23 protein-coding genes are annotated in these 25,476 nt (G+C 64.3%); 8 read left to right on the plus strand and 15 right to left on the minus strand.

All coding sequences use genetic code 11. The annotated features are described in order from the left end of the window. Positions 1 to 60 precede the first annotated feature (60 nt). Both LG047_RS06415 and LG047_RS06420 read left to right on the plus strand, forming a co-directional pair. Complete coding sequence (locus tag LG047_RS06415) at positions 61 to 1,080, plus strand: RluA family pseudouridine synthase (protein WP_051134377.1); 1,020 nt, start codon at positions 61 to 63, stop codon at positions 1,078 to 1,080. A gap of 28 nt (positions 1,081 to 1,108) precedes the next feature. Then, a complete protein-coding gene (locus tag LG047_RS06420; RefSeq protein ID WP_227965990.1) occupies positions 1,109 to 4,129 on the plus strand; it encodes a class I SAM-dependent DNA methyltransferase in 3,021 nt (1,006 codons plus the stop codon). Between the two features lie 92 nt (positions 4,130 to 4,221). On the opposite strand, the gene typA is transcribed toward LG047_RS06420, so the two are convergent. The 5 genes from typA to LG047_RS06445 form a co-directional block, all read right to left on the minus strand. Continuing rightward, a complete protein-coding gene (typA, locus tag LG047_RS06425; RefSeq protein ID WP_227965991.1) occupies positions 4,222 to 6,045 on the minus strand; it encodes a translational GTPase TypA in 1,824 nt (607 codons plus the stop codon). Between the two features lie 211 nt (positions 6,046 to 6,256). Further along, positions 6,257 to 7,582: a TAXI family TRAP transporter solute-binding subunit gene (locus LG047_RS06430; RefSeq protein WP_227965992.1), complete on the minus strand. Its 1,326-nt coding sequence runs from the start codon at positions 7,580 to 7,582 to the stop codon at positions 6,257 to 6,259. A 70-nt stretch (positions 7,583 to 7,652) separates the two neighbouring features. Continuing rightward, positions 7,653 to 8,261: a TPM domain-containing protein gene (locus LG047_RS06435; protein ID WP_227965993.1), complete on the minus strand. Its 609-nt coding sequence runs from the start codon at positions 8,259 to 8,261 to the stop codon at positions 7,653 to 7,655. Beyond that, positions 8,261 to 9,097 carry a YgcG family protein gene (locus tag LG047_RS06440; protein ID WP_227965994.1) on the minus strand — a complete coding sequence of 279 codons (837 nt, stop codon included), beginning with the start codon at positions 9,095 to 9,097 and terminating at the stop codon, positions 8,261 to 8,263. The genes LG047_RS06435 and LG047_RS06440 overlap by 1 nt, the downstream gene beginning before the upstream one ends. Before the next feature lies 1 nt (position 9,098). After that, positions 9,099 to 9,533 (minus strand): Fur family transcriptional regulator, encoded by a 435-nt coding sequence (locus tag LG047_RS06445; RefSeq protein ID WP_036285836.1) that lies wholly within the window; start codon positions 9,531 to 9,533, stop codon positions 9,099 to 9,101. A gap of 265 nt (positions 9,534 to 9,798) precedes the next feature. On the opposite strand from LG047_RS06445, the gene LG047_RS06450 reads away from it, so the two are divergent. After that, positions 9,799 to 10,260, plus strand: a complete 462-nt coding sequence (locus LG047_RS06450) for a hypothetical protein (RefSeq protein ID WP_036285834.1) — start codon at positions 9,799 to 9,801, stop codon at positions 10,258 to 10,260. On the opposite strand, the gene LG047_RS06455 is transcribed toward LG047_RS06450, so the two are convergent. Next, positions 10,261 to 10,761 carry a hypothetical protein gene (locus LG047_RS06455; RefSeq protein WP_227965995.1) on the minus strand — a complete coding sequence of 167 codons (501 nt, stop codon included), beginning with the start codon at positions 10,759 to 10,761 and terminating at the stop codon, positions 10,261 to 10,263. It abuts the gene before it with no gap. Positions 10,762 to 10,857: 96 nt separating this feature from the next. On the opposite strand from LG047_RS06455, the gene LG047_RS06460 reads away from it, so the two are divergent. Beyond that, entirely contained in the window at positions 10,858 to 11,778 is a 921-nt protein-coding gene (locus LG047_RS06460; protein WP_227965996.1) for a hypothetical protein, read from the plus strand. Here LG047_RS06460 and LG047_RS06465 read toward each other — a convergent pair. Beyond that, the gene (locus tag LG047_RS06465) at positions 11,725 to 12,867 is read right to left on the minus strand and encodes an acyltransferase (RefSeq protein WP_227965997.1); all 1,143 of its coding nucleotides are present in this window, start codon (positions 12,865 to 12,867) and stop codon (positions 11,725 to 11,727) included. The two genes, LG047_RS06460 and LG047_RS06465, sit on opposite strands and share 54 nt — an antisense overlap. A gap of 291 nt (positions 12,868 to 13,158) precedes the next feature. On the opposite strand from LG047_RS06465, the gene LG047_RS06470 reads away from it, so the two are divergent. Beyond that, positions 13,159 to 14,406: an argininosuccinate synthase gene (locus LG047_RS06470; RefSeq protein ID WP_227965998.1), complete on the plus strand. Its 1,248-nt coding sequence runs from the start codon at positions 13,159 to 13,161 to the stop codon at positions 14,404 to 14,406. A gap of 63 nt (positions 14,407 to 14,469) precedes the next feature. On the opposite strand, the gene LG047_RS06475 is transcribed toward LG047_RS06470, so the two are convergent. Continuing rightward, positions 14,470 to 16,437, minus strand: a complete 1,968-nt coding sequence (locus tag LG047_RS06475) for a methyl-accepting chemotaxis protein (RefSeq protein WP_227965999.1) — start codon at positions 16,435 to 16,437, stop codon at positions 14,470 to 14,472. Between the two features lie 235 nt (positions 16,438 to 16,672). Continuing rightward, complete coding sequence (gene purD / locus LG047_RS06480; protein WP_227966000.1) at positions 16,673 to 17,971, minus strand: phosphoribosylamine--glycine ligase; 1,299 nt, start codon at positions 17,969 to 17,971, stop codon at positions 16,673 to 16,675. 133 nt (positions 17,972 to 18,104) lie between these two features. Here purD and ettA point away from each other — a divergent pair, with 133 nt between their 5' ends. Together ettA and LG047_RS06490 are read left to right on the plus strand one after the other, a co-directional pair. Beyond that, the gene (gene ettA, locus LG047_RS06485) at positions 18,105 to 19,757 is read left to right on the plus strand and encodes an energy-dependent translational throttle protein EttA (RefSeq protein WP_036285820.1); all 1,653 of its coding nucleotides are present in this window, start codon (positions 18,105 to 18,107) and stop codon (positions 19,755 to 19,757) included. A gap of 106 nt (positions 19,758 to 19,863) precedes the next feature. Continuing rightward, positions 19,864 to 20,511: a hypothetical protein gene (locus tag LG047_RS06490; protein ID WP_036285818.1), complete on the plus strand. Its 648-nt coding sequence runs from the start codon at positions 19,864 to 19,866 to the stop codon at positions 20,509 to 20,511. A gap of 62 nt (positions 20,512 to 20,573) precedes the next feature. Here LG047_RS06490 and LG047_RS06495 read toward each other — a convergent pair whose 3' ends face one another. Together LG047_RS06495 and LG047_RS06500 are read right to left on the minus strand one after the other, a co-directional pair. Then, positions 20,574 to 21,851 carry an acyltransferase gene (locus LG047_RS06495; RefSeq protein WP_227966001.1) on the minus strand — a complete coding sequence of 426 codons (1,278 nt, stop codon included), beginning with the start codon at positions 21,849 to 21,851 and terminating at the stop codon, positions 20,574 to 20,576. Positions 21,852 to 22,125: 274 nt separating this feature from the next. Continuing rightward, positions 22,126 to 22,470: a DUF3175 domain-containing protein gene (locus LG047_RS06500; RefSeq protein ID WP_227966002.1), complete on the minus strand. Its 345-nt coding sequence runs from the start codon at positions 22,468 to 22,470 to the stop codon at positions 22,126 to 22,128. A gap of 153 nt (positions 22,471 to 22,623) precedes the next feature. Here LG047_RS06500 and LG047_RS06505 point away from each other — a divergent pair, with 153 nt between their 5' ends. After that, a complete protein-coding gene (locus tag LG047_RS06505; protein WP_227966003.1) occupies positions 22,624 to 23,124 on the plus strand; it encodes a lytic transglycosylase domain-containing protein in 501 nt (166 codons plus the stop codon). Positions 23,125 to 23,128: 4 nt separating this feature from the next. Here the strand turns inward: LG047_RS06505 and lptA are convergent, their stop codons facing one another. The 4 genes from lptA to LG047_RS06525 form a co-directional block, all read right to left on the minus strand. Then, a complete protein-coding gene (lptA, locus tag LG047_RS06510) occupies positions 23,129 to 23,674 on the minus strand; it encodes a lipopolysaccharide transport periplasmic protein LptA (protein WP_227966004.1) in 546 nt (181 codons plus the stop codon). Positions 23,675 to 23,682: 8 nt separating this feature from the next. Next, positions 23,683 to 24,393, minus strand: a complete 711-nt coding sequence (gene lptC / locus LG047_RS06515) for an LPS export ABC transporter periplasmic protein LptC (protein WP_036285808.1) — start codon at positions 24,391 to 24,393, stop codon at positions 23,683 to 23,685. Between the two features lie 51 nt (positions 24,394 to 24,444). Then, positions 24,445 to 25,059 carry a ribonuclease D gene (locus LG047_RS06520; RefSeq protein WP_227966005.1) on the minus strand — a complete coding sequence of 205 codons (615 nt, stop codon included), beginning with the start codon at positions 25,057 to 25,059 and terminating at the stop codon, positions 24,445 to 24,447. A gap of 67 nt (positions 25,060 to 25,126) precedes the next feature. Continuing rightward, positions 25,127 to 25,381: a hypothetical protein gene (locus LG047_RS06525; RefSeq protein WP_144259737.1), complete on the minus strand. Its 255-nt coding sequence runs from the start codon at positions 25,379 to 25,381 to the stop codon at positions 25,127 to 25,129. Positions 25,382 to 25,476: the final 95 nt, after the last annotated feature.

The following is a 25,476-nucleotide window of genomic DNA, read 5'->3' on the forward strand; positions in this document are numbered from 1 at the left end:
GCCGGCGTTGTTCTCCTACCCCAGTTAGCATGGCGCTCCCAAAGGCGGAAGAAATCTTGAATGACCAGCAATGACGTGCAGCAAATTGACGCAGCCGGCGCGCGCTTCGATTTTCTCGTGGCGCCCGAGGCGGCCGGCGCCCGGCTCGACCGCTTCCTAGCCGAGCGGCCGGAAATCGTGGACGCGCATCTTTCGCGCAGCCGCATCAAGGCGCTGATCGAATCGGGCCGCGTCAGCCTTCGCGGCGCCGCAATACGCGACCCGGCGAAGAAACTTGCGGCGGGCGACGCGGTGTCGCTCGACGTGCCGCCCCCCGAGCCCGCCGAACCGCAGGCCGAGGAAATCGCGCTCGACATCGTTTACGAGGACGCGCATCTCATTGTCATCGACAAGCCGGCGGGTCTCGTCGTCCATCCGGCGAGCGGACATGAGAGCGGCACGCTGGTCAATGCGCTGATCGCCCATTGCGGCGAGAGCCTTTCCGGCGTCGGCGGCGTGAAGAAGCCCGGCATCGTGCATCGCATCGACAAGGATACGACGGGGCTGCTCGTCGTCGCCAAGACCGACGCGGCGCACCACGGCCTGTCGCGCCTCTTCGCCGACCATGGCCGCACGCTATCGCTGACGCGCGAGTATCTCGCTTTCGTCTGGGGCGTTCCCGACCGCGCGCATGGGACGATCGAAACCTCGCTCGGCCGTCATTCGATCCAGCGCGAGAAGATGGCGGTGGTGCCGGAAGCGCGCGGGCGCGAGGCGATCACCCATTGGGAGAAGGTCGCCGATTACGGCGTGGCCTCTCTTGTGCGCTGCCAGCTCGAAACCGGCCGCACGCATCAGATCCGCGTGCACATGGCCCATATCGGCCATCCGCTGATCGGGGACTCGACCTATGGCGCCGGGTTCAAGACCAAGGTCGCCAAACTGCCGGAGGCGGCGCGCGCGGCTGTGGAGAAGCTCGGCCGGCAGGCGCTCCATGCCGCGACGCTCGGATTCGAGCATCCGATCACCGGCGAGGAGATGATGTTTACGAGCGAGCTGCCGGACGATCTGGCCGCGCTGATGGCGGCGCTGGAAGGGTAGTCCGCCGAATCATGGTAGCAAAACGGCCATGACGCCGCAGGATTTCATCAGGAAATGGAAGAACCACGCGCTGACCGAACGGGCGTCGGCGCAGGAGCATTTCATCGATCTCTGCCGGCTCTTCTCGCACCCGACGCCCGCGGAAGCGGACCCGGAAGGCAAGGAATTCGCCTTCGAGAAAGGCGCCGCCATCACGGGGGGCGGCGATGGCTGGGCGGACGTCTGGAAGAAGGGCCATTTCGCCTGGGAATACAAGAAGCGCCGGCGCAATCTGGACGAGGCGATGGCGCAGCTTGCGCGCTATGCGGCGGCGCTGGAGCATCCGCCGCTGCTCGTCGCCTGCGACACGATCCGCTTCCAGATCCTCACGACCTGGACCAATCTCGAAACCAAGAAATACGAGTTCGAGTTAGAGGACCTCGCGGAGCCGGAGAAATTCAGGCTCCTGCGCGCCGTCTTCCACGACCCGGAGGCGCTGAAGCCCAAGCGCACCCGCGCGATGATCACCGCGGACGCGGCGAGCAAGTTCCAGACGATCTCCGACGCGCTGCAACAGCGCCATCCCGACCGCGAGGCTGTGGCGCATTTCGTCAACCAGCTCGTCTTCTGCTTTTTCGCCGACAGCGTGAAGCTTTTGCCCGAGGGGCTGCTCAAGAAGCTCTTGAACACGGCCGAGAAACGCCCGGCCAGATCGAAAGACTATTTCGACAAGCTCTTCGAGCAGATGGAGAAGGGCGGCGAGTTCGACCTGACCGACATTGCGTGGTTCAACGGCGGCCTTTTCGACGGGCGGCGCGCGCTGCCGCTGCAACATGGGGAAATCCATCTTCTCTTCGCGGCGACGGGCCTCGACTGGAGCCTCATCGATCCCACCATTTTCGGCACGCTGTTCGAACGCTTTCTCGATCCCGACAAGCGCGCGCAGATCGGCGCCCATTACACCGACCCCGACAAGATCATGCTGATCGTCGAGCCGGTCGTTCTGCGCCCGCTGCGGCGCGAATGGGAGGCGTTGAGGGCGGAAATCGAAGCGGTCATGGCGCCCGCGCGCGAGGCGGGGCTGGCGGGACGCAAGGGGCAGGCGCAGCAGGGCAAGAAAATCGCCGAGGCGCGCGCCAAGGCCGCGCGGCTGCGCGACGACTTCATCGAACGGCTCGCGAATCTGCGCATTCTCGATCCCGCCTGCGGCTCGGGCAATTTTCTTTATCTCGCGCTGCAGGGGGTCAAGGACCTCGAATATCGCGTCGTCAATGAATGCGAGACTTTGGGCCTCGACCGCCCGGCCATGATGCGCGTCGGGCCGGAGATTTTGCACGGAATCGAGATCAACCCCTTCGCGGCCGAACTTGCCCGCACGACGATCTGGATCGGCGACATTCAATGGGGGATCAAGAACGCGATCTATTCGCGCCCCTCGCCGATCTTGCGCAAGCTCGATTCGATCGAGTGCCGCGACGCGGTGCTGGCGCCGGAGGGGAAAGAAGCCGAATGGCCGGACGCGGATTTCATCGTCGGCAATCCGCCGTTTCTTGGCGGCAAGCTGCTGCGCAAGGGCCTGGGCGACGCTTACGTCGATATGCTTTTCAGGGTCTATGACGGCGCCGTTCCCGCCGAGGCCGATCTCGTCTGTTACTGGTTTTCGAAAGCATGGCGCGCGGTTGTGAGCGGAAAGGCGCAGCGCGTCGGGCTCGTCTCCACCAATTCCATTCGCGGCGGCGCCAACCGGCGCCTGCTGGAGCCCATCGCGCAGGCGGGCGCGATTTTCGAGGCGTGGAGCGACGAGCCCTGGATTCTCGACGGCGCGGCGGTGCGGGTGAGCATTGTGTGTTTCCACGAGCCCCAAGAAAGCGCGCGAGCCGCCCCACAAGGCCCTCATGCTGAGGAGGGCGCGCAGCGCACATCTCGAAGCACGAGGGTCAGCGCCGCAACCTCGTCCTTCGAGACGGCTCCTTCGGAGCCTCCTCAGGATGAGGTTGCTTGTCGGCTCGATGGCGTTGCGGTTGCGAGGATCAATGCGGATTTGAGCGGACGCTCATTCGACATCACGCGGGCGAAGCGCCTCGCAGAAAACGCAGACGTCGCCTTCATGGGCGACACCAAGGGCGGCGCTTTCGACATTGAAGGAGAGATCGCCCGTGCGTGGCTACAGGCGCCGCTCAATCCGAACGGCCGGCCAAACAGCGACGTGTTGCATCCATGGGTCAACGGCCTCGATCTGACGCGGCGTCCGCGCGACATGTGGATCGTCGATTTCGGATGGGAGATGAGCGAGGCGGAAGCCGCTCTTTACGAGAAGCCTTTTCAATATATCCGCCAGCACGTGAAGCCGGAGCGCGAACAAAATCGCCGCGCGTCCTATGCGAAGAGCTGGTGGCGCCATGTCGAGCCGCGCCCCGCGATGTGGAAGGCGATTGGCGCTCTCTCACCCTGTCATGGAGGGGTGGCTCGGTATATTGCCACACCCGAAGTATCGAAACACCGGGTTTTTGCTTGGCTCAGTCCACCAATAATTCCAGACCATAAGCTTCAGGTGATAGTTCGCGATGATGACACTACGATTGGAGTCTTGCTAAGTAGATTTCATCATGAGTGGTCATTGGCAGCCGGTTCTTGGCATGGGGCTGGAAACGACCCTCGCTACACAATCACCACCACTTTCGAGACCTTCCCCTTCCCGGAAGGACTCACGCCGAACATCCCCGCAGAGAAATACGCCGGCGACCCCCGCGCGCGGCGCATCGCGCAGGCGGCGAAGAAGCTCGACGAGTTGCGCCGCAACTGGCTCAACCCGCCCGATCTCGTCGTGATCGAACCCGAGGTCGTTCCCGGCTATCCCGACCGCATATTGCCGAAAGACGCGCAGGCGGCGGCGGTTCTGAAGACGCGCACGCTCACCAATCTCTATAACGAGCGCCCGCAATGGCTCGTCAATGCCCACGCCGAACTCGATAAGGCCGTCGCGGCCGCCTATGGCTGGCCGGAGGATATTTCGACCGAGGACGCGCTGGCGAAATTGCTGGAGCTGAATCTGCAAAGAGCGGCAGAATGAGCCGCCGCCATCGTCGGCGGCGCTGCTGAAGCGCCGCCGCGCCCTCCCCGCGAGGGGGAGGGAAAAGGTGGCGGCCCGCGCCGGGTCCCCGCTTACTCCACCAGCGCGCCGGCCTTCTTGCCGAACTTCTTGCGGTCGTTCGGGTCGAGATAGACCTTGCGCAGGCGGATCGACTTCGGCGTCACTTCCACGCGCTCGTCATCCTCGATATAGGCCAGCGCCTTTTCGAGCGTCATCTGGATCGGCGGCGTCAGGCGCACGGCCTCGTCCTTCGACTGCGTGCGGATGTTGGTGAGCTGCTTGCCCTTCAGCACGTTGATTTCGAGATCATTGTCTCGCGTGTGCTCGCCGACGATCATGCCGCGATAGACCTTGCAGCCCGGCTCGATCATCATCGGGCCGCGATCCTCGAGCTTCCACATGGCGTAGGCGACCGCCTCGCCCTGATCGTTGGAGATCAGCACGCCGTTGCGGCGGCCCTGAATCTCGCCGCGATGCGGGGCATATTCGTGGAACAGGCGGTTCATGATCGCCGTGCCGCGCGTGTCGGTCAGAAGCTCGCCCTGATAGCCGATGAGGCCGCGGGTCGGGGCGTAGAAAACGAGGCGCAGGCGCCCGCCGCCGGAGGGGCGCATCTCGATCATCTCGGCCTTGCGCTCGGCCATCTTCTGCACGACGACGCCCGAATGCTCCTCGTCGACGTCGATGACGACTTCCTCGATCGGTTCGAGAATTTCGCCGTCCTCGCCCTTCTTGAACACCACCTGCGGACGCGAGACGCCGAGCTCGAAGCCCTCGCGGCGCATGTTCTCGATCAGGATGCCGAGCTGCAATTCGCCGCGGCCGGAGACGATATAGGCGTCGCCCTGAGGCGAGTCCTCGACGCGCAGCGCGACATTGCCCTCGGCTTCCTTGTAGAGCCGCGCGCGGATCATGCGGCTCGTCACCTTGTCGCCCTCCGTGCCCGCGAGCGGGCTGTCGTTGACGAGGAAGGTCATGGACAGGGTCGGCGGATCGATCGGCTGCGCCTGCAGCGGCTCGTTCACGTCGAGCGCGGCAAGCGTGTCGGCGACGTTGAATTTTTCGAGGCCCGCGATGGCGACGATGTCGCCGGCCTCCGCCTCCTCGATCGGCTGGCGCTCGATGCCGCGGAAGGCGAGAATCTTGGAGACGCGGCCCTGCTCGACCACCTTGCCGGTGCGGTCCAGCACCTTCACCGGCTGGTTCGGCTTCACCGAGCCGGAGAAAACGCGGCCCGTGATGATGCGGCCGAGATAGGGATTGGCTTCGAGCAGCGTGCCGAGCATGCGGAACCCGCCCTCCTCGACCTTCGGCGGCGGCACATGCCTCACGACGAGATCGAACAGAGGCGCCATGCCGTCCTGCGGCCCCTCCGGCTCCTCGGCCATCCAGCCCTGCTTGGCCGAGCCGTAGATGATCGGGAAGTCGAGCTGCTCGTCGGTCGCGTCGAGCGCGGCGAAGAGGTCGAAAACCTCGTTGACGACCTCGGAAACGCGCGCGTCCGGCTTGTCGACCTTGTTGACGCAGACGATGGGCTTGAGGCCGATCTTCAGCGCCTTGCCGACGACGAATTTCGTCTGCGGCATCGGGCCTTCGGCGGCGTCGACGAGCACGATGGCGCCGTCGACCATGGAGAGGATGCGCTCCACCTCGCCGCCGAAGTCGGCGTGGCCGGGCGTGTCGACGATGTTGATGCGGACATCCTTCCAGGCGATCGAGGTCGCCTTGGCCATGATGGTGATGCCGCGCTCCTTTTCGAGATCGTTCGAATCCATGACGCGTTCGGCGACGCGCTGGTTTTCGCGGAAGGCGCCCGACTGCTGGAGGAGCCTGTCGACGAGCGTGGTCTTGCCGTGGTCGACGTGGGCGATGATGGCGATGTTGCGCAGCTGCATGTAACCGGCCGGCCTTCAATGAAAACAGCCGCGAACGCTTCCTGTCGCGCCCGGTCGGGGCGAAGCTTCGGAGGAAGACGGAGGCGCGGCTTATGTTGCGATGCAGCGTCTCTTATCCCAAAGCGCGGGAATTTGGAACAAGAATCGCCCGTCCGGCCCGGCGGGCCCGCGGAAAAGGGGCGCGCCGGCAGCCGGTCGGGGTGAAAATGGATCAGGCGCGCGGCAGCTGATGAGCCGGGAAGCTCACCACCTTCCCCTCCTTGGCCAGAACCCGGCGGCGCTCGCGGATGGCGCGGCGGGCCTGATCCAGCGCCAGCGAAACCACATGCAGCCCCGGCGCCTCGGCGCTGCGAAGGCTGCGGTCGGCGAGCGCATGGGCGAGAACATCGTCCACCGTGCGCTCATATTCGTCGAGTTCGGCGACGGTCGCGGCGTTGCGCGCCGCCTGCAGGATTTCGAGCAATTGCTCGGCGAGCTGCTCGGTGTGGCGGTGGACGCTCGTGTTGAACCGGCTCGCCAGCGCCGCCGCGCCCGAGCCGACGAGCGAGAGCAGCATCGCGCCGATATAGAAAAAGTCGCCATATTTGTCGAAAAAGCTCTCGGATTCGTCTTTGAGAAATTCGGCCGTCCCCGCATGCGCCGGAACCACGGCGCTCTTTTCGGTCGAAGGCGCCTCCATGGCGTTGGCGAGGGGCGCCGCCACCGCGATAGCGGCGCGGCCGGCGAAAAAGAGCCGCGTCACTTCCCCCGCCCAGTCGTTGGGAAGCTCGCGGCGCGCGGCGAGGAGGACGCTGACGCTCGAGCTCTCGATATTTTCGGCCGGGCGCGGCGGATCGCCGCCGAAGGCGCCCTGCATCACCTCCGTCGGCTCCAGCGCGGGCGTGTGATTGGCGATGGCCTTCGCCTCGCTGATGGGGATGAAGACGGGCGCCTTGAGATTCGCCGCGGCGATGGCCGCGACGGCGTCATGCGCGACGGCGCTCTGCATGGGCGCCACCGTGAAGAAGGCGTCGACGCGCTTCTCCTTCAGCGCCATTCTGATCTCGGCGGGCGAAACCGTCGTCAGCTTCACGGCTTTCATAGGCACGTCGGACTGCGCGAGAATGCGCTCGAAAATCCGTGCGCTGCGCTCCGGCGCGCCCGCCTCCACGATCAAGCCGACGCGCTTGCCGCGCAGATCCGCGACTTTCTTCAGCCTCGAACCGCCCGGCGCGACGAGCAACGCGGTGTCGCGATGAAGAATGACCAGCGCCTGCGTGGCCGGCGACAGCGCATCGTCGGCGTGAACGACCGCAAGCTCGGTCGTTCCGGAATCGAGCGCGGCGGCGGAGTCCTGAACGGGCACGAGATGAAGGCGAAACTGTTCGCGCTGCCGGGCGAAGACATGGGCCGTCGCCGACAGCAGGCGGAAATCCTCGGCGCCCTGCGGGACGGCGACGCGCAGCACCGTCGGCCGGGTATAAAAATAGAGGGCCGCCGCCGCGCCGCCAACGGAGACCAGAAGAGCGGCGATGATGGCGAAAAGCGCTTTGCGCATCGCGAGTCCAGGATGTCGAACGCACACCCGCTAAATTATGCAAGATCAGGGTTTCTTGAAGGCAGTTCGGTCACATGACGTGAATTTTGTCGGGCAATTCGTTCTCGCCCGCGCCCGGCGGCGCGCAGCGGGCGAGCAGCCGCGCACATTCCCGGATAGCGGCGACAAAACCGCCGGCGCAGCGCCCTTCGCGCATGCAGGCGAGCAAGGGGTCTAGCGCGCTCTGCCACTCCTCATTGGAGATTTTGCCCGCAAGACCGTCATCGGCGACGATGCGCGCATAATGTTCGGCGAAGGAGACGAAGATCAGCACGCCGGTGCGCCCCTTCGTTCCCGCGACGCCGAGCAGGTGGAATTGCTCGATCGCGGCGCGCTGCGCGCGCGTGCGCTTCACGAGGCGCGGCGTCAGCGCGAAACGCAGCGGCGGCCAGGAGATGATCGCCGCCGAAAATATGAAGATTGCGATCTGCGCGGCGTAGATCGTCTTCGTCGAAAGATCGGTGAAGACCGCCATCGGCCAGGGCGCGACAAGCGCAATGAAGGCCGCCCAGAGCGGCGGCGCATAGGCGTAGTCGGAGGAGCGCCGCGCGAGGGCGCAGACGATCTCGCCCGAGGTTTCCTTTTCGGCCTCCCGGATCGCCTCTGCGATGCGCTCATAGTCGGCGGTCGTGAACTGCATCACCAATCCCCCGATGCGCCGCCGCCGCCCGACGAGCCGCCGCCGCCGGAAAAGCCGCCGCCGTCGCCGAAACCGCCGCCGCCTCCCCAGGAGCCGCCGCCGAAATTGTCGCCGCCCCATGTATCGCCGCCGGGCGGAATGATGATGATCGGCGGTCCGCCGCGCCGGTAGCGGCGGTAATGAGTCGGCCGCCCGCCCGCATTTCGCGCCATATAGATGAAGATGAAAATGAACAGGGCGAAGATCAGCAGCGGAAACAGCTGATCGAACAACGTCGGCTGGGGCGGAACCTTCTTCACCCATTCCGCCGAGTCGCCGCTCAGGACTTCGATAATCCCCTCGACGCCGCGTTCGACGCCGCCATTGTAATCGCCCGCCTTGAAGCGGGGCGCGACGGCGCTCGTCAGAATGACCTTGGAGAGCGCGTCGGTGAGCGCGCCCTCCAGCCCATAGCCCACCTCGATGCGCATCTTGCGCTCATTGGGCGCGACGAGAAACAGGACGCCGTTATTTTTCTTGGCCTCGCCGAGTTTCCAATAGCGGAAAAGGCCGTTGGCGTAGGTCTCGATGTCGTAACCGTCGAGCGATTTGAGCGAAGCGACGACGAGCTGGATGCCGGACTTGTCCTCGAGATCCCTGAGTTTCGACTCGAGCCCCGCCCGCGTGGACGCCTGAAGAATCCCCGCCTGATCGACAATGCGGCCGCTGAGTTCCGGGTAATTCGGCGCGGCGAAGGCGAGCGCGGCGAAGAGCGTGAAGACAATGACGAGCAACGCGCGCAATGGAGCCGCCGACGGGCGAACGCGCGTTGGGACGGAGGCGGGGGCGCCGCTCATGTCAGCCGCCCGCGCAACGCGCGCAGCGCCCGGCGATCTCGACGACGCGGGTGCGCGCCTTGAAGCCGGCCTCGCCGGTCAGCGCTGAAAGCTCGCGCGCAAGACCCGTCGAGGTCGCCTCCTTCACCTCTCCGCATTGTTCGCAGATGAGAAACACGACCGGCTCCTCGGCGCCGTGCGAATGACCACAGACGACGAAGGCGTTCTTCGATTCGAGGCGGTGCGCGAGCCCATTGTCGAGCAGAAACGCGAGCGCGCGATAGACAGACACGGGCGCGGGGCGCTTGCCGTCGGCGTCGGCCATGAGGTCGATCATCTCATAGGCGCCGACCGGCCGATTGGCCTGGGTAAGAATGTCGAGCGCGCGGCGGCGCGCCGGCGTGAGGCTCGCGATCTTCGCCTGCAGCGCGGCGTCCTGCGTCGAATGGCTGGTCATGAAACTATTGTAGCGGGGCGGGACGCGAAAAACGAGGCCGGCGCGGGCCTCGCGAGAGACGCGTCGCCGATAGCTGAAAAAAATCTTTCGAGAAAGACAAAGTCACAGACGCTCGGGCTCACGTCTGGAAATATCCGACAAAGATCAGGCCATATCGCTTCGGCCTGAAACAATAAACGCTGTCATCCATAAAATACTACTTGGCCATCTCGCAGGAAGTCGTTGCCTCGACTTCTCGCGAACGAGAACTCATGGAGAAAAACTCATGACCGCAGAACTGTCCGCCTTTATCATGATCGTCGCCTTCGCGCTGGGCGTCGTCATGATCGTCGCCGGCGGCGTCGGGTTCATGCGCAGCAATCTCGTGCTGATGCAGACGCGCTCGAAGCTCGCGCAGGGAACCGTCTTTGCGCTGGCCGGCGCCATGTTCGTCGCCGGGATCGGCGTGCATTTCACCGGCAGCAGCAATACGGCCTTCCTCAAGGGCCAGATGGCGCGCGCCTCGACATGCGAACTCGAAGGCGAGAGCGCGCATCCCGACGCTCGCGGCGGCAAAACGGGCGTGATCGGCCGCCACATCGTCGCCTGCATGAACGCAGCCGGCTTCCGGTGGACGGACGCCGCGCCGCGCTGCCAGGAAGCGCCGGTGGCGACCAATGGCTATTGCTACGAGCCGGCCGCCTGGTTCGACCGCGCGATCACGACGGCGCAGCTGGCTTTCGACTGATCAGGGCTTCGCGCATTTCTCCGCGAACCGCCTGAACTTCTCGGCGGCGCCCTTCAGGGGCGCCGTCTGCTTCGACGGGCCGACGGCGACCGCGAGCGTCTCTCCGCCAGCAAGCGCCGCGAAAATCGGATCATTGGCCGGCAGGCGCCCTTCGAAACTCGGCACGCCAGCCTCCTCATTGGGCATGAGCTTTCCGGCGACCTTCGCCCTCGTCTCGTCCACGGAGAGGATCGCGGTCGCGCTTTTCCCGGGCTTCAACTTTTCGCTCGTCTCGCTGATCCAGAGTTTCACCTCGCCGCTTCCCGGCTTGCAGGAGAAACCGCCAAAACTGTCGTCGGTCTCCGGCACGCCATAGCCGAGGTAGATGCTGTCAGGCTTCTTCTCCTCGACGCCGGAGAGCGTCCAGACGCGCTCGTCGGCGGCGTGCACGACGGGCGTTCCCGCCCCGACCGCGGCGAGGATCAAGGCGAGATTCACTATTCGGCGCGTTTTCCGACTCACGGCTTCCTCCCCGCATATCCGGGTTTCATAGACGGTAAAGCTTTCGCCGCAAGATTGTACGCGACTTTTCCGATCCATCAATAATGGGGAAGACTTATGCCGCTCGACGACCAGACTGCAATGACGCTCCGGCGCGACATCTACGGCAAGGGGGCGGCGATAAAGACGGATCTCAGCCGCCTGCTCGACATGAGCCGCGCGCAAGGCCCCACCTCCGAGGCCTTCGCCGACCTGCTCGCCGAAGTGGCGACCGACGTCTTGGTGAATGAAGTCGATCCACCGAAATACATCCGGCAGGCCGACGCCGACTGGCTGGTCGCGCAGCTTACGACCGAGGGCGGCGTTCCCGGTCTTCTCGCGCTCGACGTGCTGACGCGCGTGATCCGCAGCGCGGTTTCCGTCCCGCCGTCGCTTGCCGCTTTCGGGGTAACGCAAATCGAGCGCGCCATCGTCTCTGGCGCCGGCCGCGTCACGCCCGACGATCTCGAAGCGCTGCGCACCGTCGTCTACGCCGCGACGCAGGACAGCGCGCTGCATGTCACGCGTGAGTCGGCTGAGGCGCTGTTTCGCATCGCCGACGCAACGATAGACGCCGATAACGATCCCGCTTTCGACGAGTTCTTTGCGCAGGCGATCGGCAATTATCTGATGGGCGTCGCCTTCCGCTGGACCTCCACGGCCGCCGAGGCGAAGCGAATCGAAAACTGGCTCGACGCGCCGGCGCCGGGCATTGGCGGCTTCTTCTCGTCGATGCTCGATTTCAGCCGCATCCCGGACGACGTCGATCCCGACGCCGCGCAAAACGCCGCCGACGCCGAGGCGACCGCCAAAGCGGAAGTCATCGACGCTGGCGAAGCCGACTGGCTCATCGCCCGGCTGCGCCGCGACGGCGTGATCTCGCACGCGGAAAGGCGCCTTCTGCGTTTTCTGCGCGACGAATCTCCGGCCATCGCGCCGGCGCTGTCAGCGCTGATGGAGTCCGGCGACGCCGATGCGCCGCGGCAGCCTGTCCTTTAAGACGAGGAAAGGCGTTTCGACATATCGGTAGCTGAGATGCGCCGCCGCGAAAGTCATTGCGAAGGCGACGAGCGGATAGGCGCCCGCCGCCCGCGACCCGCTCGTCACATTCTGTGCGAGGGCGAGCATCGGATCGTGGTAGATGTAGAAGCCGTAAGAAATCATCCCCAGATATTGCAGCGCCCGGCCGTCGAAGAGTCGTAGCGCTGTCGATGACGCCGCGTCTCCGGGCAGAGACAGCGCGTCGATGAGTCTCGCGGCGCTGATATTGAGGAACATCAGCCCCCATACATACATGGCGGCCTGCGTCACCTGATCCTGCGTGAGCGCGAACAGGGCGCCGCGCGCCGACGCCTTGCACAACGCGAGCGCCAGGACGACAGCCGTCGCGCCGAAGGCGGCGGCGAAGGAAAACCTGATCGCGCGCTGGAAAATGTCGCTCTTCTCGCGCTGCGCGATCAGCGCAAGCGCTCCGGTCGCGAAGGCGTCGACATTGCTGAGCGGCGCCCGCGGGACAGCGATCTGGAACAGATTGTCGTCCTGAGCGACGAGCAGCGCATAGCCGGTCAACCCCGTGCGAAAGGCGATGGCGGCGACGACGGCGCCGAGGCAGAGCCGCGTCAGCCTTGCGGCCGGGGTCAGCCACAGCGCCAGCGGCCAGACGAGATAGAACTGCTCCTCGACGGAGAGCGTCCACAAATGGGAATAATAATCCGAATTCACGTAATCGCCCGCAAGCGCGCGTATATTCTCCGTGTAGGAAGCGAGATACGGAAGCTCGGCCAAATATCGGGCGCCGATTTCACGACCCGGAACCAGGCTGGTCGCCGCAAGAACCGCGAAGACGCAGAGAAAGAAATAATAGGGCGGGAATATTCTCAAGGTGCGACGGGCGTAGAAATTGATAAAAAAATCTCCAGCCGACATTCTGTTTTTGTAATCGACAAGAATACCGGTAATCAGAAAGCCGGAAAGGACGAAAAACACCTGCACGCCGATCCAGCCGTTATCGAACAAATGCGCGTGGAAAAGGAAAACACCAATGACGCAATAGGCGCGTAAGGCGTCAAGTCTTGCAATTCTCGACATGAACGAAGCTCCAGCTTCGCCATGGTCGCGCGCGCGCATTGAAATTATTTTAATGACCGCCGGCGCGCCCGGTCGCGACGACGCGCCCATTTTCCGCCGCGCGCCTTTTTCCCGCAGTTGCGCAGGGCCGTCGCCCCGTTATAACGGCCCCGACTCAAGCGCTAGAGCGCATTCCGCAAAAGCCGACAGACCTTTGCGGTCAGAATGCGCTCCAACTTTATGATTTCGCGCGATTTCTTGTCGCTCGCATGATTCCGTGCGAGCGGAAAGCGCGCCAGGCCCGGGCAAGACATGAGCAAGCAAGACACGAGCAGGAAAACCGTCAAGAAAGTCGTCCTCGCCTATTCGGGCGGTCTCGACACCTCCATCATTCTCAAATGGCTGCAGACGACCTATGGCGCGGAGGTCGTGACCTTCACCGCCGACCTCGGCCAGGGCGAGGAGCTGGGGCCGGCGCGCGAGAAGGCGCTGCTGCTCGGCGTGAAGCCCGAGAACATCTTCATCGAGGATCTGCGCGAGGAATTCGTGCGGGACTACGTCTTCCCGATGTTTCGCGCCAACGCCCAATATGAGGGCCTCTATCTGCTGGGCACCTCCATCGCCCGCCCCCTGATCGCCAAGAAGCAGATCGAGATCGCCCGCAAGATGGGCGCAGACGCCGTCTGCCACGGCGCGACCGGCAAGGGCAACGATCAGGTGCGCTTCGAGCTCGGCTATTATGCGCTGGAGCCCGACATCAATGTGATCGCGCCCTGGCGCGAATGGGATTTCGTCTCGCGCGCCGACCTCATCGCCTTTGCCGAGGCGAACCAGATTCCGATCGCCAAGGACAAGCGCGGCGAGGCGCCCTTCTCCACCGACGCCAATCTTTTGCACACCTCCTCCGAGGGCAAGGTGCTGGAAGACCCGAACGAGGAGACGCCCGACTACGTCTATTCGCGCACCGGCAATCCCGAGGATGCGCCGGACGCGCCGCAATACATCACCATCGACTTCGAGAAGGGCGACCCTGTAGCGATCGACGGCGTGAAGCTGTCGCCGGCGGCGCTGCTCGCGAAGCTCAATGATCTCGGCCGCACTCATGGCGTCGGCCGTCTCGACCTCGTCGAAAACCGCTTCGTCGGCATGAAGTCGCGCGGCATGTATGAGACGCCCGGCGGCACGATCCTGCTCGTCGCGCATCGCGGCGTCGAGAGCCTGACGCTCGACCGCGGCGCCGCGCATCTCAAGGACGAGCTGATGCCGCGCTATGCCGAGCTGATCTACAACGGCTTCTGGTTCTCGCCCGAACGCGAGATGCTGCAGGCGGCGATCGACAGGAGCCAGGAACATGTCACCGGCAGCGTGCGCCTGAAACTCTACAAGGGCAACGCGACGCTCGTCGGCCGCGAGAGCCCGTGGTCGCTCTACGACCAGGATCTCGTGACCTTCGAGGAAGGTGGGACGTACGACCAGCGCGACGCGGAAGGCTTCATCAAGCTCAACGCGCTGCGTCTGCGCACCCTTGCAAAACGCGCCGCCCGCGGCGCCAAGAAGTGACGCAAAAGGCGCGCGCTGCGAGCAAGGCATGGCGCGCGCCGCTCTTTTTCATTTGGGCGGAACTCAGAACTCCGCCCAGTTCTCCTCGTCGGCGGCGGTTTCGAGCTTGCGCGCCGTCGCCGCGCGGCCGCCCATCGTCTTCAACGCCGGGCGCGCAACCTGCGCCGGACGCTTCTCGACGCGGCTGTTCGCGCTCGCGCCCTGCGCGATCCTGAAGCTCGCGATGGAGGACACGAGGTCTTCCGTCTCGCGCTTCAGACTATGCGTCGCCGCCGTCGTCTCCTCGACCATCGCCGCATTCTTCTGCGTATCGTGATCCATCTGCGAGATGGCGGCGTTGATCTGCTGCAGCGCCGTCGACTGTTCCGTCGCGCCGTTGGTAATGTCGGATACGACGTGATTGATCTCGACGACGGAGGCGACGATCCGATCGAGCGCCTTGCCGGTTTCGACGACGAGCGTGACGCCCTCGCCCACTTCGCCGGTCGAGGTGGAGATGAGCCCCTTGATCTCCTTCGCCGCCTCGGTGCAGCGCTGAGCGAGGCCGCGCACTTCGGAGGCGACGACCGCGAAGCCCTTGCCCGCCTCTCCCGCGCGCGCCGCCTCGACGCCGGCGTTGAGCGCCAGAAGATTCGTCTGAAACGCGATCTCGTCGATGACGCCGATGATCTGCGCAATGTTTTGCGAAGACTTCTCGATGCGGTTCATCGCGTCGACGGCGCGGCGCACGATGTCGCCGCTTTTCTCCGCGTCGGTCTTTGTCGAGGACACGATCTCATTGGCGTGGCGCGCGCCCTCGGCCGTCTTGCCGACGGTGATGGTGATTTCCTTCAACGCGGCGACCGTCTCTTCGAGATTGGCGGCCTGCTGCTCTGTGCGCTGGGACAGATCGTCGGCGGCGGCGGCGATTTCGAGCGTCGCCGCGCCGATGGTGTTGGCGCCGGTGGAGACGTCGCTCAGCGCGCTCTCGAGCTGCGCCATGGCGGCGTTGAAATCGGCCTGCAGGCGCCGATAGGCCTCCGGCAGGTCGTCGGGCATGCGGAATGTGAGATCCTTTTCGGAGAGGCGCGCAAGGCCGCCGCCAATCGACTGCGCCACGACGTTGCGCTCGTTCTGGATGAGTCTTGCTTCCGACTCGCGACGCTCTTCCTCGTTTCGGCGTCGCTCCTCGGCCGCGCGGACGTCCGCCGCCTGGACATCGAGGCAGATCTGCTTGAAGGTCTGCAGCGCGCGCGCCATTTCTCCGACTTCGTCGGCGCGATTCACGCCTTCGATATCGATTTTCAGATCATTTTTTGCAATCCGCTTCATCTGCGCCGACAGTTTGATGATGGGCTGAACGACCTTCGTCCTCGTCATCCACAATGACGCCGCAACGCCGCCGATGAGGGCGGCCGCCCCGGCGGCGAGCATGATCCAGATCGCCTGATCGGCCGTGTGGTGCAAATCGGCGCTCATCTTATTGATTTCGGCAAGGCGCTTGTCGTTGAACGCCGTCATGTCCGCGGCGAGTTTCTGCACCTTGACGTCGATCGGGTCGAGCAGCTTGGCGGCCTTGGAGAGCTCATTGAGCTCGTTCGGCGTCAGCCTGCTTCCTGCATCAACGCCCGGAACCGTCAAGGCGATCGACAAGGGCTGTTTCGACTCAGCGGCAATCACCCGGACCCGCTCCGCGAAGTCGCGCAGCTCCCTGGAATATTGAGGCATCAGTTCGTCCGCCTCTTTCAGGTAAGCCTGCACGGCCTTCGGCGCTGTCCGTAGCGTTTCCTGCGCCGTCACCGAGACGGGATTATCCGCCTGGAAATCGACGACAACATGCAGCGAATAGGCAATCTGCGCAGCGAGCCTGTTGGCGCGAAGCACCTTGATGACGGCGATGTTCGAGCGCTCGATGAGATTGGCGTATTCGCCGCTGATCGTATGCAGCCGGTAGATTCCGAGGCCGAGCACGAGCGCAAACAGCGCCGCGACGCCGCCCAATGGAATGAGAGTCTTCGTACTCAGTTTCAGATTGTCCAGATCGAGTCTCATGATTCATTTTCCATGGATGTCGGCGACGCCAATGCGGCGAGGGGCCGCGCGCGGCGACGAACGCCACGGCGCAGGGAGATGGCCCTCGGGGGATGTGACATGCTGGGAGCGCGATTTGGCGGCGTCATGCCTCCGCGTCACCGGCGCGCGGCCGGACGCAGCAAATCAATTGTCTTTATAGGCGCCCGACCTTTCCATCCTGTTACCGAAGGTCAGGAAAGGCGCGGCAGAGGCTTTAAGAGTGTCGCGAACCGCCCGGAGCGCGCTCCCGCGCGACTTCCCGCCAGCCGATGTCGCGCCGGCAAAAGCCGCCGGGCCAGTCGATCGCGTCGACGGCCGCATAGGCGCGTTCCTGAGCCTGCGCGACATTTTCTGCAAGAGCTGTGACGTTCAGCACGCGCCCGCCTGCGGCGATGAGCCGGCCGCCTTCCTCGCGCGTTCCGGCGTGGGTGACGATGACATTCGCCATGGTCTCGGCGCGCTCGACTCCACGAATCTCGGAGCCCGTCATCGGCGCGCCGGGATAGTTCTTCGCCGCGAGAACGACGGTGAGCGCCGCCTGTGTCGAAAAGCGCGGACGCGCGTCGGGCAGCGCGCCGCGGGCGGCGGCGATCATGAGATCGAGCAAATCGCCCTCGAAGCGCGGCAGGATCACCTGCGCTTCCGGATCGCCGAAGCGGTTGTTGTATTCGATGAGCTTCGGCCCGTCCTTCGTCAGCATCAGCCCGGCGTAGAGGACGCCCTTGAAAGGCGAGCCCATTCTCGACATGGCGGCCATGGTCGGCTCGATGATCTCGCGCATCACGCGCGCCTCGATCTCGGGAGTGACGACCGACGCCGGCGAATAGGCGCCCATGCCGCCCGTGTTCGGTCCCGTATCGCCGTCGCCGACGCGCTTATGGTCCTGCGCGGTCGCGAAAGGCAGCGCGCGGACGCCGTCGCATATCGCGAAGAAGGAGGCTTCCTCGCCCTCGAGATATTCCTCGATCACCACTTCCGCGCCAGATTTGCCGAAGGCGCCGGCGAACATCGCCGCAACCGCCCGCTCGGCCTCGTCCAGCGTCATGGCCACGACCACGCCCTTGCCGGCGGCGAGCCCGTCGGCCTTCACCACGATCGGCGCGCCCTTTTCGCGCAGATAGGCGAGCGCCTTGTCCTTGTCGTCGAAACGCTCATAAGCGGCGGTCGGGATGCGGGCCTCGCGACACATGTCCTTGGTGAAGCCCTTGGAGCCCTCGAGCTGCGCCGCCGCCCGCGTCGGCCCGAAGGCGAGGATCTCCGCCCGGTCGAGCGCGTCGACGAGACCGCCGATCAGCGGCTGCTCCGGCCCCACGACGACGAGGGCGATCCCCTCCTCCCGGCAGAAGCGCACGACTGCGCCATGGTCGGACGCGTCGAGATCGACATTCGTTCCCACCCGCGCCGTCCCCGGATTGCCGGGCGCGATGAAAAGGCGCCGCAGGCGCGGGCTCTTGGCCAGCGCATTGGCCATGGCGTGCTCGCGCCCGCCCGATCCGATGAGAAGCACGTTCATGACTGGTCGTTCCCCGCGCCCATCCGCGACGCCGCCCGGTTTACGCGCTCCGGGTCCGAAAGGAAACCGCTTCCCTCCGCGCCGGCAAATGCTCTAAACACGGGCCCAACTTTTCCAAACACCGAGAAACAGAATGGCGCGCCAGTTCATCTACCACATGCAGGGCCTCACCAAGACCTATCCGGGCGGCAAGAAGGTCCTGGACAACATCCACCTCTCCTTCTACCCGGACGCGAAGATCGGCGTGCTGGGCGTCAACGGCGCGGGTAAATCCACGCTCTTACGCATCATGGCCGGCATCGACAAGGAGTTCACCGGCGACGGCTTCGTCGCGGAAGGCGCGCGCGTGGGCTATCTGCCGCAGGAGCCGCAGCTCGATCCCGCGCTCAACGTCCGCGAAAACGTCATGCTTGGCGTGGCGGAAAAGAAGGCCATTCTCGACCGCTACAACGATCTCGCCATGAATTATTCGGACGAGACCGCCGATGAGATGACGAAGCTGCAGGACGAGATCGAGGCCAAGGGCCTGTGGGATCTCGACAGCCAGGTCGACCAGGCCATGGAGGCGCTCGGCTGTCCGCCGGACGACGCGGACGTGACCAAGCTTTCGGGCGGCGAGCGCCGCCGCGTGGCGCTGTGCCGCCTTCTGCTCGAACAGCCCGAGATGCTGCTGCTCGACGAGCCGACGAACCATCTCGACGCCGAGACGGTGAACTGGCTCGAGGGCCATTTGCGCAACTATCCGGGCGCGATCCTGATCGTCACCCACGACCGCTACTTCCTCGACAATGTCACCGGCTGGATTCTGGAGCTCGATCGCGGCCGCGGCATTCCCTATGAAGGCAATTACACGAGCTGGCTGAAGCAGAAGCAGAAGCGCCTCATGCAGGAAGCCTCGGAAGACAAGGCCCGCCAGCGCGCGCTGGAAGCCGAAAGCGAGTGGATCGCCGCCAGCCCCAAGGCCCGTCAGGCCAAGAGCAAGGCCCGCATCCAGCGTTACGAGGAGCTCGTCGCCAAGCAGAACGACAAGGCGCCGACGACCGCGCAGATCATCATTCCGGTGGCGGAGCGCCTCGGCGCCAATGTCATCGACTTCGAGCACATCTCGAAGGCGTTTGGCGACAAGCTGCTCATCGACGACCTCTCCTTCAAGCTGCCGCCGGGCGGCATCGTGGGCGTAATCGGCCCGAACGGCGCCGGCAAGACCACGCTCTTCCGCATGATCACCGGGCAGGAGAAGCCCGACAATGGCACGATCGAGATCGGCGAGAGCGTGCAGCTCGGCTATGTCGATCAGTCGCGCGACGCGCTGCACGCCAACAAGACCGTTTGGGAGGAGATTTCCGAAGGCAATGAGGTGATCTATCTCGGCAAGCGCGAGATCAATTCGCGGGCCTATTGCTCGGCCTTCAACTTCAAGGGCGCGGACCAGCAGAAGAAGGTCGGTCAGCTCTCGGGCGGCGAACGCAACCGCGTGCATCTCGCCAAGATGCTCAAGAGCGGCGCCAACGTCCTGCTGCTCGACGAACCGACCAACGATCTCGACGTCGACACGCTGCGCGCGCTGGAGGAAGCCCTCGTCGACTTCGCCGGCTGCGCCGTCATCATCTCGCACGACCGCTTCTTCCTCGACCGCATCGCGACGCATATCCTCGCATATGAGGGCGACTCGCATGTCGAGTGGTTCGAAGGAAACTTCGCCGATTACGAGGAAGACAAGAAGCGCCGTCTGGGCGTGGATTCGGTCATTCCGCACCGGCTGAAATACAAGAAGTTCACGAGATGACTCGGCGCGGGCGGAGCGTCGGCTCCGCCCTCCGCCGGCGCGGAGCCCGCGTTTGTCGTGAGGCGGCGGTCATTCGCAGGAGAACCGTCACGAAACTGGGCGCCAAATGTATTTCTTCATCGCTTTCGTCGGCAGGTCGGGATCGTCCTATCTTCGCGGCCTGCTGGACTCACACCCCGACGCCGCCTGCGCGGGCGAAATATTGACGCCGGCAATCATGCCCGCCGGCTGTTCCGTCGGCGAACGTCTCGACGCCATGGTCCACAATTCGGGAAAACGCGTTTCGGGATTCAAATTGCCGGTCGGGCAGATGTCGCCCGCGACCATGCAGTTCCTTTCAGAGAAAGGCTATCGGGCCATTCGCCTGTGGCGCGAGAACAAGCTCGACCAGTTCATTTCGATGCGGCTGGCGCAATTGAACAATAAATGGACCTCTCTTCACGGCGCCCATGACATTGTCCGTTTCACGGCGACGCCCGATGAAATGAGGGACTACATAAATTCGTACCTCACAAACGACAAAAGCGTGGAGGCGGCGCTGTCCGGCTTCCTGCACTTGCCGATGACTTATGAGCGCATCACGACGAAGGAAGGCGCCGACGAGGCGCTGCGTTTCCTCGATCTTTCACCCTGCGCCCTGAAGAGCCGGTTCTCGCGCCAGAGGAGCGGCGGGCAGCGCGACGCGCTCGAGAACTATGACGAATTGCGGGACTGTTTCAGCGACAGTCCGTTCCGCGCCTATTTTGTCGAATAGCGCCGGGGCGATCGGGACGCGGGCCGCGCACGATCCTCGACGCCATGCGCAGGGGGCGCGAATTACCCGCGTGCGCCGCCCAGACCGCTCTCCGCAGCGGCAAGCGGCGCCGGCGTCTCACCCTGGATTGCGCGCGCAAGACGGGCAAGCCGCGGAAGGCCGAGCGTTCCCCTGAGATCGAGAAAACGCTTTTCGACGGCGAAATAGGAAACTGCCGCTACGGCGAAGGACAGCGCGAAAGCGAGCACGAAGGACAGTCCCTGCCCGAGCGTCGCCACGGGGATCATGACGAAGATGAACATGTGGTAGAGATACAGCCCGTAGGAAATCTTGCCGGTCCACGCCAGCGGGCGCCAGCGCAGCAGCGTCAGCATCGCCTTCGGCGGCGCGACCAGCAGAACGACGATGAGCAGGGCCGTCGCCACGGACAGATAGGCGTAGCAATTGTAAAGAACGACGGCGTTGGGCAGCCCGTCCGTCAGCGGTCCCGGCCCGAACCAGATCAGCGCCGCGATCGTGAGCGCGCAGAACCATCCGAGCAATTGCAGCTTCGCGCCGTGACGAGCGGCGTCGGGCAGCCATCCCCAATGAGCGACGAAGGCGACGAGGGCGCCGCACAGCAATCCGTCCGCGCGCGCGAAGATCAGATACAGCGCGGAGGTGCCGAGCGACCAGGCTCCGAAAGCGTAGGCGCTCTCGTGAAGCAGCATCCGAAGCGCCCAGGCGCCCAAGATCGCTGTCAGCAATATTTTGACCACGGTCGCCCGTCGCGGAATGGCGGCCAGTCGCGTCATGGCCAGCGGCCACATCGAATAGAACTGCTCTTCGACGGAAAGCGTCCATGTCGGCGTGAGCATGCCCAACGCGAATCCGCCGAAGATGAGCGCGAAATTGGACAGATAGAACGAAGCATAGAGCACGGCGGACCAATCGAAACTCCCCGACGAGCCGCCCCGCGACAACAAATAGACCGAGCAGGCGCCGAGCATCATCAGCATCGCCGGCGACAGACGCATGATACGTCTCGTATAGAAGGCCCTGAGGTCGATCTGCCCCCACGTCCTGTGCTCCTGAAGCAGAAGGGAGGTGATCAGAAAGCCGCTCAGCACGAAAAAGACGTCGACGCCGAACAGGCCGCCGGCGAACCCCATCGGGTAGAGATCGAGCGTCGCCTTCGACAGATCGGCGCCGCTGCCGATCCAATGCGCATGCACCGCCATCACGGAAAGGACGGCGATCGCGCGAACGCCCTCGAGTTCGCTCCTGTATCCGAGCTTGAAAGGAGCGGGCTCCGGCCGTTTCGTCGCAAAACGGCGCTCCGCGGATTCCTTTCGCGCCACGGGCGCCGTCGAAACGGACGGACGGCGGACGGTCGCCGTCCGCGCTGTGCGGGACAGGAGATCGCCTGCGAATTCGGTTCCCGCGCAGGACGGGACAGCAACGGAACGCTCAGACAATGTCAGCTTTTTCATCGCTTTGCGCCCCCACGCAAAATGTCTGGCTTCCCGACCGCCCCGACAGGCCGGTTTCGACCTCGACTGTTACTTTATGAAACAATCCAGAAATCATGACAATCGAATGAGCAATCCAACTTATGAGAATTAAACCATTTTTTCAGTTTTGTTGCGCAGGAACAACAGTTTTATTGTCCACAGCGGGCCGCTCGAAAGCCCGCCGCAGTTCCGCCTTCGCCTGCTCGAGCACGCGGCGGCGCGAATCGGGCAGATTTTTGCCTGCGCGGTTGATGTAGAAGGTCAGCATCGACATGGCGGAGCGGAAGGGCGTCGATTTGCGGCGCTCGCTCTCTTCCGCCGAACGCTTGAGCGACAAGGCGATCTCCCGCGGGTCATCGAGCGTGAAGACGCCCGCCTCGAGGTTGAGGGCGTTGCTGCGGCGCGTTACGTCGCCTGACCAATAGGCCGCCTTCTTGTCCCGGTCTTTTGCGGCCTTCCGCGCCATGGCGCATTCCCTCTTCGGGCCATGAGCCCGCAAAACTAGGATTTCCGCGGGCCGGATCAACGCGAGCGCCCTGTTGCCACTATTTCGCCACTTCGCCGTGGCGGTTTACTGGGCAGAATTGATCAGCGGCGCGATCGAGGGGATCCTGCGTTCATGAAATCAGCAACTTGCGCGGCCGCGCTCGCCACTCTCGGCGCCCTCGCTCTCGGAGGCTGCGCGCCGACCGAATCGCCGGTGGCCTCGGCGCCGCAATCCTATGTCGACGAACCGCGCTCCGAGACGGGCCTTTCCGGCAAGGACGCGCTGAACGCGCGAATTGCGCATTTCGCGCGCAAATATGACATTCCGGAATCGCTCATCCATCGGTCGGTCCGTCGGGAGAGCAATTACAATCCCGCAGCCCGCCATGGACCCTACTGGGGCCTGATGCAGATCCGCCACGATACGGCAAAAGGCATGGGCTATCACGGGCCGGCGAGCGGTCTGCTCGACGCCGATACGAACCTCACCTACGCCGTGCCCTATCTCGCCAACGCCTACAAGCTCTCGGGCGGGAACGAGGCGCGCGCGATCCAGCTCTACGCCGGCGGCTATTATTACGAAGCCAAGCGCCGCCACATGCTGAGCGAGCTCTATACTTCCGCGCAGGAATAGCCGTTTACGGCTTCGCGCTGCCCGGCGTGAAAGTGCTTCGCACGCGACCGCCCTGCGCGCCGCCGCCCTGCACCGTCGCTATTGCGGTCGTCACGTCATAGACGAGGCGTTCGCCCTTCACGACGTTCTCCCCTTGCGTCAACGTGACATTGCCGGTGAGATAGACCTTGTTCTCGGCCTTGTCGTAGCTCGCGCGGTCGCCTGTGCCGATCTGATCTTTGGAGACGAGCGTCACGGGCCCGTCCGCGTCGATGTGCTTCACGCGATCGTTGCTGGTCGCCCCCGCGGCGGCGGCGGCGCCCTTGTTCTCGAGGAAAATGGTGATCTTCGAGGCCTTCAGCGTCGAGGGCCCATTCGTCACGATCACGCTGCCGGAATAGACGAGCTTCTGCTCCTTGTCGAAGAAGTCGAGCTTGCCGGCGTCGATGTTGAGCGGGTCCTTCGCGGTGGCGCCGGGCAATATGCCGCCCGAACGGCCCGCGGCCTGAGCCGGCGCGACGCCGGCGAGGAGAAACGCCGCGAGAACGGCGAAAGCGGTGTGACGCATCATGGCTCTTTTCATTGGGCCGGGCGCAATCCATCCGGCGGGACGTCGCCCTCGCCGTAAAGCACGGAATGGACGTCGCCGACGAAGGTCGCGCGCCGCTCCTTCTGCACGAATTCGACTGACTTTGCGACAACCTCGCCGCCATCGATCCTGAGAGTCACCGGCTTGTCGGATTTCATCACGGAGCTCTTGAAATCCATGGACGCCGAGTCGAGCCGCATGTCGAAATTCTTGTCGTCGCGAATAGTCACGCCGCCCGACAGATCGGCGTAATCTGACTTCGTGCTGTAGACGCCTTTCTCGGCGGTGAGCACGATGGAGTTGTCCTGCGTGTTCTCGACGCGCACGTCGAGCCCTTCGAGCTCGAAAATGTCCGGCTTGGCGATGTCCTGCACGCCGACGCGGGCGCGCACTTCATACGGACGACCATCCTTGCGATAGCCGACGAGCTTCGGCGTCTCGATGACGATGCGCGTGCCCTTGAGCGCGACGCGCGCGAGATTCAGGTCGACGGGAAGGAAGCTCAGCGAGCCGATAAGAAGCCCGAGCCCCACGAGCGCCACCACGCCGCCAGCTCCCCAGAGCATCCATCGCCGCAAGCGCGTCACCCGCGCAGTGTGGCGAAGCGCCTCGGGAAAGGCGCTCTCACGCGGCGCCGCAAGCGCGCCCAGTCGGCTGCGACTGCGTTCTCGGGCGATCTGGGTCTGCTGGGCGTCGGTCATCGCGCCATCATGAGGCGAGCCGGTGGCGAATTCGAGGCGCCAAGAGCGGCGTCATTCATGCGAGAAAATATCCGACTCGGGCCAGCCGGCGAGATCGAGCCGGGTGCGCGTCGGCAGGAAATCGAAGCAGGCCTGGGCGAGTTCGGTCCGGCCCTCGCGCGCGAGCATGGCGTCGAGCTTCTCCTTGAGCTGGTGCAGGTAGAGCACGTCGGAGGCGGCGTAGGCCTGCTGCGCGTCGGTGAGCGTCGCGGCGCCCCAATCGGACGACTGCTGCTGCTTGGAGATTTCGACCCCGGCCAGCTCCCGCGCCAGATCCTTCAGCCCATGCCGGTCGGTGTAGGTGCGGGTGAGTTTGGAGGCGATCTTGGTGCAATAGACCGGGGCCGGCATGACGCCGAAGGTCTTGGCCAGCATGCCCATGTCGAACCGGGCGAAATGAAACAGTTTCAGCACCTTGGGATCGACGAGGAGCTTTACGAGATTCTCCGCCTGCGTCTGTCCCTTGGCGATCTGCACCAGTTCGGCGTCGCCGTCCCCGATGGAGAGCTGCACGACGCAAAGCCGGTCGCGATGATGATTGAGGCCGAGGGTTTCGGTGTCGATCGCGACAATGGGGGCGACCGCGACACCCGCGGGGAGGTCGCCCTGATGCAGACGTATGGTCATGGAGCCCGATTCGTTGATTTCGAGGCTCCATCCTAGCCGAAAAGGGGAAAGCTTGTCGAAAGCCGACCTACCGCCCCTCGCGCGGCCGCGGCGCAGCCTCCGGATCGCCGTCGCGCGGGAAGACGCATTCGCCCTCCTGCAGCCTTGCGCCGATGAATCGCGCCCACCCGATGAGCAGGGAGCTCACGAAGGCGGTGAGCGAGGCGTAACGGTAATTGCGCTCCCCCGCGACCAGCCGCATCGACAGGCCGAGGTAATGCGCCTCGATCAGCAGTTGCTCGAGCTTGACGTTTTCCCTCGCGCCTTCATAGTGCATTTTCATTCTGAACCCCTTTTGTCGTGGCGCCGGCGGCGCCGGACGGAACGTTTCCACGACGTTGAGAATGGCGTCGAAACCGCACAGATTCAGGCACGTGC

This window comes from Methylocystis sp. WRRC1 (genome assembly GCF_020733155.1).
GTDB lineage: Bacteria > Pseudomonadota > Alphaproteobacteria > Rhizobiales > Beijerinckiaceae > Methylocystis.